14 protein-coding genes are annotated in these 13,207 nt (G+C 62.6%); 12 read left to right on the forward strand and 2 right to left on the reverse strand.

Annotation, left to right across the window (positions count from 1 at the left end; translation table 11 throughout):
• Positions 1–45 precede the first annotated feature (45 nt).
• Both ASC80_RS18180 and ASC80_RS18185 read left to right on the forward strand, forming a co-directional pair.
• On the forward strand, positions 46–963 hold the full coding sequence (locus ASC80_RS18180) for a pirin family protein (RefSeq protein WP_056300172.1): 918 nt from the start codon (positions 46–48) through the stop codon (positions 961–963).
• 69 nt (positions 964–1,032) lie between these two features.
• A complete protein-coding gene (locus ASC80_RS18185; protein ID WP_056300175.1) occupies positions 1,033–2,427 on the forward strand; it encodes a malonyl-CoA decarboxylase in 1,395 nt (464 codons plus the stop codon).
• A gap of 11 nt (positions 2,428–2,438) precedes the next feature.
• Here ASC80_RS18185 and ASC80_RS18190 read toward each other — a convergent pair whose 3' ends face one another.
• Both ASC80_RS18190 and ASC80_RS18195 read right to left on the reverse strand, forming a co-directional pair.
• Positions 2,439–2,768, reverse strand: coding sequence for a hypothetical protein (locus ASC80_RS18190; protein WP_056300178.1), 330 nt, complete (start codon positions 2,766–2,768; stop codon positions 2,439–2,441).
• A 140-nt stretch (positions 2,769–2,908) separates the two neighbouring features.
• Positions 2,909–3,910: an adenosine kinase gene (locus ASC80_RS18195; protein WP_056300180.1), complete on the reverse strand. Its 1,002-nt coding sequence runs from the start codon at positions 3,908–3,910 to the stop codon at positions 2,909–2,911.
• Positions 3,911–3,997: 87 nt separating this feature from the next.
• Between ASC80_RS18195 and murJ the strand changes: the two genes are divergently transcribed.
• The 10 genes from murJ to ASC80_RS18245 all read left to right on the forward strand — a co-directional run bounded on the left by murJ (position 3,998) and on the right by ASC80_RS18245 (position 13,161).
• Entirely contained in the window at positions 3,998–5,539 is a 1,542-nt protein-coding gene (murJ, locus tag ASC80_RS18200; RefSeq protein ID WP_056300182.1) for a murein biosynthesis integral membrane protein MurJ, read from the forward strand.
• A 69-nt stretch (positions 5,540–5,608) separates the two neighbouring features.
• Positions 5,609–6,643, forward strand: coding sequence for a tryptophan--tRNA ligase (trpS, locus tag ASC80_RS18205; protein WP_056300185.1), 1,035 nt, complete (start codon positions 5,609–5,611; stop codon positions 6,641–6,643).
• 142 nt (positions 6,644–6,785) lie between these two features.
• The gene (locus ASC80_RS18210) at positions 6,786–7,280 is read left to right on the forward strand and encodes a universal stress protein (protein ID WP_056300187.1); all 495 of its coding nucleotides are present in this window, start codon (positions 6,786–6,788) and stop codon (positions 7,278–7,280) included.
• Between the two features lie 147 nt (positions 7,281–7,427).
• Positions 7,428–7,997 carry a NifU family protein gene (locus ASC80_RS18215; RefSeq protein WP_056300189.1) on the forward strand — a complete coding sequence of 190 codons (570 nt, stop codon included), beginning with the start codon at positions 7,428–7,430 and terminating at the stop codon, positions 7,995–7,997.
• Positions 7,998–8,202: 205 nt separating this feature from the next.
• On the forward strand, positions 8,203–8,889 hold the full coding sequence (gene tsaB / locus ASC80_RS18220; protein ID WP_056300192.1) for a tRNA (adenosine(37)-N6)-threonylcarbamoyltransferase complex dimerization subunit type 1 TsaB: 687 nt from the start codon (positions 8,203–8,205) through the stop codon (positions 8,887–8,889).
• 35 nt (positions 8,890–8,924) lie between these two features.
• Positions 8,925–9,395: a ribosomal protein S18-alanine N-acetyltransferase gene (gene rimI, locus ASC80_RS18225; RefSeq protein WP_156464464.1), complete on the forward strand. Its 471-nt coding sequence runs from the start codon at positions 8,925–8,927 to the stop codon at positions 9,393–9,395.
• Positions 9,396–9,421: 26 nt separating this feature from the next.
• Complete coding sequence (locus ASC80_RS18230) at positions 9,422–9,871, forward strand: Fur family transcriptional regulator (RefSeq protein WP_056300194.1); 450 nt, start codon at positions 9,422–9,424, stop codon at positions 9,869–9,871.
• Positions 9,868–10,554: an HAD family hydrolase gene (locus tag ASC80_RS18235; protein ID WP_056300197.1), complete on the forward strand. Its 687-nt coding sequence runs from the start codon at positions 9,868–9,870 to the stop codon at positions 10,552–10,554. Before ASC80_RS18230 ends, ASC80_RS18235 begins: the two co-directional genes overlap by 4 nt.
• Before the next feature lie 116 nt (positions 10,555–10,670).
• Entirely contained in the window at positions 10,671–12,074 is a 1,404-nt protein-coding gene (gene miaB / locus ASC80_RS18240) for a tRNA (N6-isopentenyl adenosine(37)-C2)-methylthiotransferase MiaB (protein WP_056300200.1), read from the forward strand.
• A gap of 4 nt (positions 12,075–12,078) precedes the next feature.
• A complete protein-coding gene (locus ASC80_RS18245) occupies positions 12,079–13,161 on the forward strand; it encodes a PhoH family protein (protein WP_056300202.1) in 1,083 nt (360 codons plus the stop codon).
• Positions 13,162–13,207 lie beyond the last annotated feature (46 nt).

A 13,207-nucleotide genomic window follows, 5' to 3' on the forward strand; every position in this document is an offset into this window, starting at 1 on the left:
CGGGATCGGTGTATAGTTCGCTCGACCAGACGACGGAGCGACACCATGAGCTGGATGCCATCCAACGATCCGATCCTCGGCGACCCGCAGTCCTGCGACGCGCTCGAACTCGTCATCGTGCCGCGCACCCGCGATCTTGGCGACGGCTTCGCCGTCCGCCGCGCCCTCCCCCACGGCAAGCGCCAGATGGTGGGGCCATTCATCTTTTTCGATCACTTCGGCCCGGTGCAGTTCATCGCCGGACAAGGCATGGATGTGCGCCCGCATCCGCATATCGGGCTCGCCACGGTGACCTATCTGTTCGACGGCAGCATCATGCACCGCGATAGCGAGGGCAACATTCAGGAAATCCAGCCCGGTGCGATGAATCTCATGACCGCTGGGCGCGGCATCGCGCACTCCGAACGCACCCCCGACGTGCAGCGTACGAACGGGCAGCAGATGCTGGGCCTGCAAAGCTGGGTCGCCCTGCCGGCAGGACGTGAGGAAATCGCGCCGTCGTTTCAGCATTACGATGCCGCCCGCCTGCCAACCGTCACCGACACCGGATTCAAGGCGCGTATCATCGCCGGCTCCGCTTTCGGCGCGGCGTCGCCGGTCGAGATGGTTTCACCGTGGTTCTATGTCGAAGTCAGCCTCGACGCCGGCATGAAAGTCCCGCTCGACACCGATCACGAGGAACGTGCTGTCTATGTGGTCGACGGCGAAGTGCAGATCGCCGGTGAACGGTTCGAAGGACCGCGTCTCCTGATCTTTCGTCCCGGCGATCGCATCACGATTACCGCGATCCGTGCCGCGCGCATGATGTTTCTCGGCGGCGACGCGCTTGAAGGGCCGCGCCACATCTGGTGGAATTTCGTATCGTCGAGCAAGGAACGCATCGAACAGGCCAAGCAGGACTGGAAAGCCGGCCGCTTCGCCCATGTGCCGGACGAAACGGAATTCATTCCATTGCCCGAATGATGTTCGCGCTTATGTTGAATATCGCAATTGCCGCCCGGCAACGGGTTCTGTCAGGAGTTGAGGATCACGATGGCGACCTTGGGATTTGAACGCGCGCCGGCCTTCCTGAGCAACCTGCTCAACACGCTGACCGAACGCGGCCGCAGCCTGCTGATGCTCGGGCGCAGCGGATCGCCGACCGGGGCACTGTCCGAAAACGAGATGATCGAGCTCGGTGAAACGCTGTTGTCGCGTCGCGGCGAAGCAACCGGCGTGGCGCTGGCCCAGACGCTCCTCGCCGGCTACGCGGCCGCGTCGCAGACGGAACGGCTGGCCTTCCTCAAGGCGCTCGCGGATTTGTTCGGGCCGGATCAAAAGCTGGTCGAAGAAGCCATGGACGCAGTCCGCACCAACGGCTTCAGCGCCGAGACCATCAACGCCCTGCATGAGGCCGCCGAACCGCGGCGGCAGGAACTGATCCGCCGCCTCAACCTTGCGCCGGGCGGCACCGCCGCGCTGGTGCGGATGCGTGAAGCGCTGCTCAGCAACATGTCCGAATATCCGCAGTTGCAGCCCGTCGACAGCGACTTCGTGCACCTGTTCGCGTCGTGGTTCAATCGCGGCTTTCTGGTGCTGCAGCGGATCGACTGGACGACACCGGCGAACATCCTCGAGAAGATCATCCGCTATGAGGCTGTTCATGCCATCAAGAACTGGGACGATCTGCGTAACCGTCTCGCGCCGCCGGATCGGCGCTGCTACGGTTTCTTTCATCCGCAACTCGTCGACGAGCCGCTGATCTTCGTCGAGGTCGCGTTGACAAAGGAGATTCCGGCGGCGATCGCGCCGCTGCTCGAAATGGACCGCGCGCCGATCATGGCATCGCAGGCGACCACTGCGGTGTTCTATTCGATCTCCAACACCCAGCGCGGGCTCGGCGGCATTTCCTTCGGCAATTTCCTGATCAAGCAGGTGGTCGAGGACCTCAAGCGCGAACTGCCGGACCTGAATACATTCGTCACGCTGTCGCCGGTGCCCGGCTTCGCCAACTGGCTGAAGCGCGAGCGCGCCGCGGACGAATCCACCGTTCTCGACGCCAACGACAAGGATGTGCTGGCGCTGATCGATCAGCCCGGCTGGTTCGAGGATGCGGAAATGACCGAAAAGGTGCGCCCGGTGCTGCTGGCGGCGGCGGCCCACTATCTGGTGGAGGCCCGAAATTCGCGCGGCCGGCTGCTCGACCCCGTGGCCCGATTCCACCTCGGCAACGGCGCTCGGCTCGAACGGCTGAATTTCCTCGGAGATACGTCCGCCAAGGCGATGCAGCAGTCCCACGGACTAATGGTGAACTATCTTTATGCGCTCGATGACATCGAAAGCAATCACGAGGCGTTTGCGGAAAAGGGCACCGTTGCCGCAGCCTCAAGTATCCGCAAGATGCTGCGCATCAAGCCGCACGTGCTGAACACCAACAGCGCGGGATAAACGGCAAACGATCAGGCCGCGCCCTTCATGTAGGCCTCGCGACGGCCGATCATGCGCTCTTCTGCGATCCGGGCATCGGCCCTGGTCGCTGTCGCGCAGGTGCGATACTCCAGATCCGGCAACTCGGCCGGCGCACGGCGAATGAAGAACGAACTCAACGATCGCGAACCGGTAGAGAGCTGCGAGAGCGCGTGGGCAATGTTGTCGACAGCGCCAAACGCAAACAGCGCACCCGTCGAGGCATATCTGACTTCGTAAATGCCGGGACCGATCGGAGCTTCGAGCTTTTCACCGCGCACCGCTTTGGGATAGCGCTTCCACTCGCCCCAGGTGGTAATCATTGTACCCTCGATATATTCCAAATCTGATCAAAAAACATCAACCGCAACCATCGCAACGCGAGAGGGCCGAGTTTGTTCCCGTTGATATGGCGGCGACCTACGACCGGTTCAAGTCAATCCGGCGTGACCGGAATGCAGTGCTAGACCGGCAATCCATGCTTCTGCGCAAGAGCTTTCAGCGACGTCTGGGGACGTGCGCCAAGATGCTGGATGATCTCGGCAGCCGCCAGCACGCCAAGACGCCCGGCCTGTTCATGGTTAACACCGCGCACCAGTCCGAACAGGAACCCGGCCGCGAACAGATCGCCCGCACCCGTGGTATCGACCACCTTCGTCACCGGGAATGCCGGTACTGCGATGGTGCTGTCGCCTGATGCCACGACACAACCCTTTTCACTGCGCGTGACCACGGCGAGCTTGGCATCGTTGCGCAACTGAACCAGCGCCTTGTCGAAATCATCGGTTTCGTAAAGCGACTGCAGTTCGGCTTCATTGGCGAACACGAGGTCGACGGTCTTGCTGCGGATCAGATCGAGAAACTCGCCGCGATAGCGACCGACGCAGAACGCGTCCGACAAGGTCAACGCGACAGTGCGTCCGTTGTCATGCGCGATTTTCGACGCCTTGAGGAACGCATCCTTGGCATCCTTCGGATCCCACAGGTAGCCTTCGAGATAAACAAAAGACGAGGCCGCGATCTGCGCCGGGTCGATGTCGTTCGGCGACAAATCCTGCGCCGCGCCGAGATAGGTGTTCATGGTGCGCTCACCGTCAGGCGTGACCAGAATGTACGAACACCCGGTGGCCGGACCACCTGCCGCTGCCGCTGTATCGAACGCCACCTTGGCGGCGCGAATATCGTGCATGTACAGGCGGCCGATCTGATCGTCCTTGACCTTGCCGACATAGGCAGCCCGCGCACCGAAATCAGCGACGCCGACAATAGTGTTCGCCGCCGACCCACCGGAGATTTCCGTGGCCGGTCCCATCGCCTTGTAAATCGCTGCCGCGCGCGCTTCATCGATCAGCGCCATGGAGCCCTTGTCCATGCCGTGGGCTCGCAGGAAATCGTCCTCCGTCCGGACCAGAACGTCGAAGATGGCGTTGCCGATGCCGAGAACATCATATTTTGCAGTGGTCATTCACAATAATCCTGCTAGCTCTTGTGGTCCGGCGGCGTATCACGTTCCACCGTTCGCCAGCAAGCGCAGCCACATCAGAATTCGACCATGATCCGCCATCTCGTCACCGTCTCGTCCGGCACGCTGACCTCGCGAATCCTGGGATTCGTGCGCGACGCGCTGATTGCCGCATTGCTCGGTGCCGGTGCCATCGCGGACGCTTTTCTGGTCGCATTTCAGTTCATTAATGTCGCACGGCGGATGCTCGCCGAAGGCGCGCTGAACGCCGCTCTGGTACCCGGCTATCTGCGGGTTCGCGAAGCCGACGGTCAGAGCGCCGCAGCAGCCTTCGCCGGGCGTGTGATGGGAACACTCACATTGATCCTGGTGGCGATCGGCGCGATTCTCGGCCTGTTGATGCCGCTGGTCGTGACGCTGCTGGCACCGGGATTCAATGGTCAGCCGACACTGGATCTCGCTGTCACCGACGCCCGATTGATGCTGCCTTATTTCGCTTTCGTCGCCCCGGTCTCGGTGATGATGGGCGTGCTGAACGCCGAGCATCGCTTCACGCTCAGCGCTTTCTCGCCCGTGCTTTTCAATATCGTTTTGATCGGCGCCATGATCGGCCTGATGATATGGCCGCACGATGCAACATTCGCATCGCACGTCATCGCCGGCACAGTGGGTGTCGCCGGTTGCCTGCAAACCCTCATCCTGATCCAGCGCCGGCCGCGCCGCGACGGCCTCGCCTCGCCGCTGCGGATCGCGTTCGACGCTGACATGCGCGGCTTTTTGCGCAAGGCAGTGCCCGGCATGATCGCCAATTCCGGACCGCAATTGCTGATCGTCGCCGGTGCGATCATCGCGTCATCATCGCCCGCCGCCGTGTCATGGCTGTATTTCGCCAACCGCCTGATCGAATTGCCGGTCGGCGTCGTCGGTGTCGCGATGGGTACCGTTCTGGTGCCGACGATGACCCGCGCGGTCCACGACCGTGACAAGGATGCGCTGGTGCAGACCGAGTCGCGCGGACTGGAGCTTGCGATCGGCCTCGCCCTGCCTGCGACCCTCGGCCTGATGGCACTCGGCGAGATGATCGTCCGGGTGCTGTTCGAACACGGCGCGTTCACCGCCAGCGATACCAGATCCACAGCGGCGGCACTGGCGATGCTGGCGCTCGGCCTGCCGGCCCATGTGCTGGTCAAGACGCTGGCGCCTGCTTTCTTCGCGCGCGACAACACCATGACGCCGCTGGTCGCGACGCTGGCCGGCGTCGCGGTCGCGGTTGTTGCGGCGTCGATACTCGGTTCGCGCTTCGGCGCCAACGGCGTCGCCGCCAGTATTGCGCTGGCAAGCTGGTTCAGCGCAGCACTGCTGCTCAGGAATGGTGCTTCGACCTTCGGCTTTTCCTTCGATGCCGTGGCGCGCCGGCGGCTGCCGCGTATCGTATTTTCGGCCGCGACAATGGGCGCCGCCCTGGCGCTTGCGAATACCTTCGTCTCCCCGGTCACCGCGCAGGCCGATCTCGTCGCGCAGCTCTTTATTCTCGGCGGGCTTATCGCCGGCGGGATCTCGTTCTATGCGCTGCTGCTGGAGCTGTTCGGCGTGGTGCGCTGGACCAAGGCGATCGGCGACTTGCGCGGATAAAGCGCGCGTGGCAAGTCACCGGCACGGCACCGGCCGTACCAATCGGATTTCCCTCAAGGGACAGCAGACATGACGATCGAGCGGGTTTTTTCAGGCGTCCAGCCGACGGGCAATCTTCACCTCGGCAACTATCTCGGCGCCATCGTGAATTTCGTGAAGCTGCAGGACACCCACAACTGCATCTATTGCGTGGTGGATATGCACGCGATCACGGTCTGGCAGGACCCGGCGGAACTGACGCGCAACATCCGCGAAGTGACGGCAGCCTTCATCGCCGCCGGCATCGACCCCAAGAAGCATATCGTCTTCAATCAGAGCCAGGTGTCGGCCCACGCCGAACTCGCCTGGGTGTTCAACTGCGTCGCGCGTCTCGGCTGGCTCAACCGCATGACCCAGTTCAAGGAGAAGGCCGGCAAGGATCGCGAGAACGCCTCCGTCGGCCTCTATGCGTATCCGAACCTGATGGCGGCTGACATTCTGGTCTATCGCGCGACCCACGTTCCGGTCGGTGAGGATCAGAAGCAGCACCTCGAACTGGCGCGCGACATCGCGCAGAAATTCAACAACGATTTTTCGGAATCGATCGGCGCGCACGGCTTCAACGACAAGTTCTTCCCGCAACCCGAGCCTCTGATCACCGGCCCGGCGACGCGCGTGATGTCGCTGCGTGACGGCACCAAGAAGATGTCGAAGTCCGATCCTTCGGATTATTCGCGGATCAACCTGACTGACGACGCCGACGGCATCGCGCAGAAAATCCGCAAGGCCAAAACCGATCCGGAGCCACTGCCATCGGAAGAAAAAGGTCTCGAGACGCGTCCGGAAGCCGACAATCTCGTCGGCATCTACGCCGCGCTCGCAGGCAAGGCCAAGACGGACGTGTTGCGCGATTTCGGCGGCGGACAGTTCTCCGGCTTCAAATCGGCATTAGTCGATCTCGCCGTCGACAAGCTCGGCCCGATCGGTGCCGAGATGAAAAAACTGACGCAGGATCCGGCCTATGTCGATTCGGTGCTGACCGATGGTGCGTCGCGTGCGAACGTCATTGCATCCGAAACCATGAATGCGGTGAAGGACATCGTCGGATTCATTCGCGCGAAATGAGTCCGCGCGAGCGGCCGCCGTGCAATGCAGCGGCTTGTTCCACGGCACAATTGAATTCAACTGCAAGCACTTTTCGCGGCTTGTCGTTGGCACGTGCATCGTGGCAGCATGAGGCCCGGTTCGTTTCAGCACCAGGGGATGCATGAGCACCAAACGGCGAAGTTACGAGTCGGGGCACAAGCCAAAATGTCTCGTGATCGTTGACGACACTCCGGAATGCGATCGCGCGGTGTATTATGCAAGCCGCTGGGCGGTGCGCATCGGCGGTGGCGTGGTGATGCTGCGCGTGATCGAAACCGAAGACCGCAACCAGCAATGGCTCGGCGTCGCCGACATCATGCGCGCGGAAGCCGAGGAAAGCGCGAACGCGGCGCTCGACCGCGCCTCGGGCCGCGCCAACGGCATCGCCGCGATTACGCCGGAGCGGGTTATCCGTGAAGGCGATCCGGGCAAGGAGATTCTCGACGTCATCGACAAGGATGTCGACATTTCGATGCTGGTGCTGGCCGCCGCCGTGGGTGCCGAGGGTCCCGGCCCGATCATCACGACATTGGCGCGAACCGCCGGCAACTTTCCGATCCCGCTCACCGTCATCCCCGGCAATCTGACCGACGAGGACATCGACGGGCTCTCATAGCGACGGTATTCAAGGCCCTCTCCGGGCTGCCGGGAACAGGTGGCTTTGAGGCTCTTGATTCGTGCTTTTGGCCTCGCCATCTGCTAAAGGAGCCCTGTTCAATCCCGAACACGCCGGCCTTGAACCGGCGATGAGCCGGAGATCATTATGTTCATCCAGACCGAAGCGACCCCAAATCCCGCGACCCTGAAGTTTATTCCCGGGCGAACCGTGCTCGACAACGGCACCATGGAATTCACCGACCGTGACGCCGCCCAGCGTTCACCGCTGGCCGCCAAGCTATTCGACATTCCCGGCGTTACCGGCGTGTTCTACGGCTACGACTTCGTGACTGTGACCCGCGACGACAGCGACTGGCAGCATCTGAAGCCGGCCATTCTTGGCGTCATCATGGAACACTACATGTCCGGCGCGCCGCTGCTGGCGGATGGCGACGAAGGACACACCGCAAGCGCCGAGGAATTTTTCAACGAGGCTGACGCCGAAACGGTCGCCATCATCAAGGACCTGATCGAGACGCGCGTTCGTCCCGCGGTCGCCAATGACGGCGGCGACATCACCTTCCGCGGCTTCAAGGACGGTATCGTCTTTCTCGACATGAAGGGCTCCTGCGCCGGCTGTCCGTCGTCCACCGCGACCCTGAAGCACGGTATCCAGAACCTGCTCAAGCATTTCGTGCCGGATGTCGTCGAGGTTCGCCCGATGGAAATGGCCTGACCGATCCAAATCGGCCGAAATTCGCGGGGGCAGGCGCCATAACGCTTGCCCCTTTTGCGTTTCGACGGCAGGTTGCCGGAAGATAGCGTTGTCAAGCGAAGTGGGGACCGGTTCGCGTGAAGAAAACGCGTCAAAACAAAAACCTAAAACGTCGCTTCTGATTCTGTCGGAAGCGGTGGGCTTTAGCGGCTGCTGGCTTTTTTGAATGCTTGTTCTCGCAATCGATACAGCGCTGGATTCCTGCGCCGCCGCGGTGCTGGATACCCGAACGCGAAAATTCCTCGCGCAGGAAGCCCTGCCGATGAAGCGCGGCCACGCTGAAGCGCTGATGCCGCTGATCGCGCGGGTGATGGCGCAGTTCGGTGCAGGCTTCGACGCGCTCGATCGCATCGCCGTGACCACCGGGCCGGGCAGCTTTACCGGCCTGCGCGTCGGTATCTCGGCGGCACGCGGACTGGCGCTGGCTGCCGGCAAGGAGGTGGTGGGACTGACGACTCTGACGGCCTATGCTGCGCCGCAGGTCAGCGAACAGCATGACACTGCGATTCTGGCCGCAATCGATGCTCGTCATGACCATGTATATTATCAGGTGGTGACGGGTAACGGATCGACGCTGGTGAATCCGACCGTGGCGCCGATCGACGAGACATTCGACGCGGCGCGTTTCGGCCCCTTGCGCATCGTCGGCAATGCCGCACAGATCATCGCCGACCGCTGGCCCCCGCAGGCGGAAAAGCCGGTTTTGGTCGACCCGCAGCCCGCACCCGACATCGCCTGGGTGGCGTGGGGCGGTGCTCTGGCCGATCCCGCATCCGCATTGCCGAAGCCATTTTATTTGCGCGCGCCGGACGCGAAGCCGAAGTCGGAGTGGGCCGCGGAGCCGCGAAGCTGATGGCGACGTGGCTGTCCGATCTCGCTGCCCGCATCATGCCGCGGGCATCGACCACGACGCGGGCGATCGAGCCCGCGACATTACGCGATGCATCGGCGCTGTCCGCACTGCATCGCGCCTCGTTTCATCGCGGCTGGGGTACCGGCGAATTCGAGCAGATGCTATCCGAGCGCAATATACTCGCCCATCGCCTGCGGCTCGGCGGACACATGGCGGGCTTCATCATTTCGCGCATCGCGGCGGATGAAGCGGAAATCCTGTCAGTCGCGATCGACGCAAAATATCGCGGGCGCGGGTTGTCGCGCGATCTGCTGCGCACACACCTTGGATACCTCGCCGGCCACGGCCTCAAGACCGTGTTTCTGGAGGTTGAGGAAAACAACCGCCCGGCGCGCGCGCTCTACGAACGGGCCGGATTCCAGACCGTCGGGCACCGCGAACGATATTACAAGGATGCCGGCGGCGAGCAATTGAACGCATTAGTAATGAAGCGCGACTTGTCGTAGTCGGCGCACGGTGGCAAAATAAGATCATGACAGCCCTGAAATCCGTTCCCTCTCAACATCCGACGGACATCGAGACGCGCTGCGCTGCAACCGGCATGCGCATGACCGAGCAACGCCGCGTGATTGCGCGCGTGCTGGCTGAAACCGCCGACCATCCGGATGTCGAGGAACTCTATCGGCGCTGCGTCGCTGTCGACGACAAGATCTCGATTTCAACGGTTTATCGCACCGTTAAGCTGTTCGAAGATGCCGGCATCATCGAACGTCACGATTTCCGCGAGGGCCGTGCCCGCTACGAGCCGGTGCCGGACAATCATCACGACCACCTCATCAATCTGCGCGACGGACAGGTGATCGAGTTCACCTCCGACCAGATCGAAAAGCTGCAAGCCGAGATCGCCCGCAAGCTCGGCTACAAGCTGGTGGACCACCGGCTGGAGCTTTATTGCGTCCCGCTGGACGACGACGGCGCTTGAGCTATTCCAAACATTACGATCTTGTCATCTTTGACTGCGACGGCGTGCTGGTCGACAGCGAGGTGATTTCCTGCCGCGTCCATGCCGAGGTGCTGACGCGCCATGGCTACCCCATCACAGCGGAACAGGTCCGCCAGCGATTCCTCGGCCGCTCGGCGCGCGACGCGAATCTCGACATCGAACGCGAACTGGGACGCCCACTGCCCGAAGCCTACGATGCCGAGCGGCGTGACGCCCTGCTGGCAGCACTGGCCTCATCGGTCGACGCGATCCCGCACATTGCGCACGCGCTCGATGGCATTACGATTCCTGTCTGCGTGGCCTCGAGCGGCGCGCACGACAAGATCTTCACCACACTGACGCGCGCCGGGCTCCATGCACGCTTTTCACCGCACATCTTTTCCGCGTCGCAGGTCGCCCGAAGCAAGCCGGCGCCCGATCTGTTCCTGTTTGTGGCGGAACAAATGCGCGTCGCACCCGGCCGCTGCCTCGTGATCGAAGACAGCATATCCGGCGTCACCGCTGCAAGGGCGGCCGGCATGACGGCGATCGGTTTCACCGGCGGCAGCCATTGCCGCCCCGGCGACGCCGACAACCTGCTGGCGGCAGGCGCCGCAACGGTGATCGCGGATATGCGGGCACTCCCGGCCCTGATCCCTGAAACCGTGCCCGAACCGCAGTGAAATCCGCTCGGTTGAGCTTGTTCCACAAACGTTCCGGCCGCTGGATTTCGCGGGCCATTCCCTATATCTGATGCTGCAACAGGCGGTCCGGTTTCCGCCGCCGCTTCAAGGGTTCAATGAGTACGCCCCGCAAGGTGCATATCAAGTCATACGGCTGTCAGATGAATGTCTACGATGCACAACGCATGGTGGACACGCTGGCGCCGGAAGGATTCGTGGAGACCCAGAACCCGGATGACGCCGATCTGGTGATCCTCAACACCTGCCACATCCGCGAAAAGGCATCCGAGAAAGTCTATTCGGAACTCGGGCGCTTGCGCGTCGTCAAGGACGAAGCCGCGCGCAATGGCCGCGCCATGAATATCGCAGTCGCCGGCTGCGTCGCCCAGGCCGAAGGCGAGGAGATCATTCGCCGTGCACCCACGGTCGACATCGTGGTCGGCCCGCAAAGCTATCACCACCTGCCGCAATTGCTGGCGCGCGCGCGAAGCGACGGCCGCGCGATCGAAACCGAATTCCCGATCGAGGATAAATTCGCCTCGCTGCCGCAACCGAAGGCAACCGCCATCCGCGCGCGCGGCATCTCCTCGTTTGTCACCGTGCAGGAAGGTTGCGACAAGTTCTGCACCTTCTGCGTCGTGCCCTATACGCGCGGCATGGAAGTGTCGCGGCCGGTCGCGCGCATCATCGACGATATCACGCGCCTCGCGGACAATGGCGTGCGCGAGATCACGTTGATCGGGCAGAACGTCAACGCCTATCACGGCGAGGGACCGGACGGTGCGACCTGGTCGCTCGGCCAGCTTCTGCATCGCGTTGCAACGATTCCCGGCGTCGCACGGTTGCGTTACTCGACCAGCCATCCACGTGACGTCGACGACGCGCTGATCGAGGCACATCGCGACATTCCGGCGGTGATGCCGTTCGTCCATCTTCCGGTCCAGTCGGGCTCCGACCGGATTCTGGCGGCTATGAACCGCAAGCATACCGCCGCTGACTACCGCCGGGTCATCGACCGGTTTCGCCATGCGCGCGAAGACATTGCCTTCTCCTCGGATTTTATCGTGGGGTTTCCCACCGAGAGTGAGGAAGATTTTGCGGCGACCCTCGCGCTGGTGGCGCAAATCGGCTACGCTGGCGCCTATTCGTTCAAGTACTCGCCCCGGCCGGGAACGCCGGCGGCGGACATGCGGGAGACGGTGACGACAACGACGATGGATCATCGATTGGCGCGGCTTCAGGATTTGATCGACAGCCAGCAAGCAGCCTTCAATGCTGCCGCCATCGGCAAGACCGTCGATGTCCTGTTCGAACGTCCCGCACGCAACCCCGGTCAGATCGTCGGCCGAACCGCTTACTTGCAACCTGCGCATGTCATGGCGTCGCCCGACATCGTCGGTCAGGTGTTGCCTGTCAGCATCCAAAGCCTCGAACGCTACAGCCTGATCGGCGCGCTGGCCGTGCCGGCGCAGCCGCCCCAAACTCACACCTCCAACTCCTTAGCCTCCACGGGAGCCTGAACCCTTGCCGAAAAGCGCATCGGATTCGCCTGCACTCGCTCCCGGCCGCAAGACCGACCGTGACCTTCCTTCCCAGCATGAGACGCAGATTGTCGTCGCCTTCGACGACAATCGCACCGCGTCGGCGCTGGTCGGCCCTTACGGACAGCACTTGGCACTGATCGAGCGCCGGCTCGGCGTTGTCGCGGATTCACGCGGCAATCACATCACCATTGCCGGATCGCGCGATACCTGCGATGCCGCCCGGCGCGTGCTCGAAACGCTCTATGAGCAGGCCGCGCGCGGGCACGAAGTATCTCAAGGCGATGTGGATGGCGCGATCCGCGCGGTCCTGGCGCAGGGATCGCTGTTCGAGTTCAATCCCAGGGCACCGGACGCCAAGCCGTCCGAACCGAAAACATCGAAATCCGCCTTCGAGGAGATCAACCTGCGCAAGCGGCCGGTGCGAGCCCGCACCGCGGCGCAGGATTCCTACATCCGCGCCCTCAAGCGCAACGAACTGGTGTTCGGCATCGGCCCCGCAGGAACCGGGAAAACCTGGCTCGCGGTCGCGCAGGCGTGCCAGCTGTTCGAACGCAAGGAAGTCGACCGCATCATCCTGTCGCGCCCGGCCGTCGAAGCCGGCGAACGCCTCGGCTTTCTGCCTGGCGACATGCGCGAGAAGGTCGACCCCTATCTGCGCCCGATCTACGATGCACTTTACGATCTGATGGATGCGCGTGTGGTCGAGCGCGCGCTGCAAAGCGGCGAGATCGAAATCGCACCGCTCGCCTTCATGCGCGGGCGTACCCTGACCAACGCCGCGATCATTCTCGACGAAGCGCAGAACACCACATCGATGCAGATGAAGATGTTCCTGACTCGTCTTGGCGAAAACAGCCGGATGATCGTCACCGGCGACCCGAGCCAGGTCGACCTGCCGAACGGCCAGCCGTCGGGGCTGGCGGAAGCGGCGAAATTGCTCGATGGCGTCGAAGGCATCGCGCAGGTAAAATTCACCGCCGAAGACGTGATCCGCCACGAACTGGTGGCGCGGATCGTCGCCGCGTATGAAGGCGCGCCGCAGCGCCCGGTTCCGGGCAAGTGATGCCGATACCGCGCGCCGATTGAACTGATGCGAAGAAACACTGGAC

This window comes from Afipia sp. Root123D2, assembly GCF_001425835.1.
GTDB lineage: Bacteria > Pseudomonadota > Alphaproteobacteria > Rhizobiales > Xanthobacteraceae > Afipia.

Bases quoted from the DNA above. Each gene is read 5' to 3' on its own strand.
- ASC80_RS18180 (WP_056300172.1), top strand. From the start codon at position 46: ATGAGCTGGATGCCATCCAACGATCCGATCCTCGGCGACCCGCAGTCC.
- ASC80_RS18185 (WP_056300175.1), top strand. From the start codon at position 1,033: ATGGCGACCTTGGGATTTGAACGCGCGCCGGCCTTCCTGAGCAACCTG.
- ASC80_RS18190 (WP_056300178.1), bottom strand. From the start codon at position 2,768: ATGATTACCACCTGGGGCGAGTGGAAGCGCTATCCCAAAGCGGTGCGC.
- ASC80_RS18195 (WP_056300180.1), bottom strand. From the start codon at position 3,910: ATGACCACTGCAAAATATGATGTTCTCGGCATCGGCAACGCCATCTTC.
- murJ (WP_056300182.1), top strand. From the start codon at position 3,998: ATGATCCGCCATCTCGTCACCGTCTCGTCCGGCACGCTGACCTCGCGA.
- trpS (WP_056300185.1), top strand. From the start codon at position 5,609: ATGACGATCGAGCGGGTTTTTTCAGGCGTCCAGCCGACGGGCAATCTT.
- ASC80_RS18210 (WP_056300187.1), top strand. From the start codon at position 6,786: ATGAGCACCAAACGGCGAAGTTACGAGTCGGGGCACAAGCCAAAATGT.
- ASC80_RS18215 (WP_056300189.1), top strand. From the start codon at position 7,428: ATGTTCATCCAGACCGAAGCGACCCCAAATCCCGCGACCCTGAAGTTT.
- tsaB (WP_056300192.1), top strand. From the start codon at position 8,203: ATGCTTGTTCTCGCAATCGATACAGCGCTGGATTCCTGCGCCGCCGCG.
- rimI (WP_156464464.1), top strand. From the start codon at position 8,925: ATGCCGCGGGCATCGACCACGACGCGGGCGATCGAGCCCGCGACATTA.
- ASC80_RS18230 (WP_056300194.1), top strand. From the start codon at position 9,422: ATGACAGCCCTGAAATCCGTTCCCTCTCAACATCCGACGGACATCGAG.
- miaB (WP_056300200.1), top strand. From the start codon at position 10,671: ATGAGTACGCCCCGCAAGGTGCATATCAAGTCATACGGCTGTCAGATG.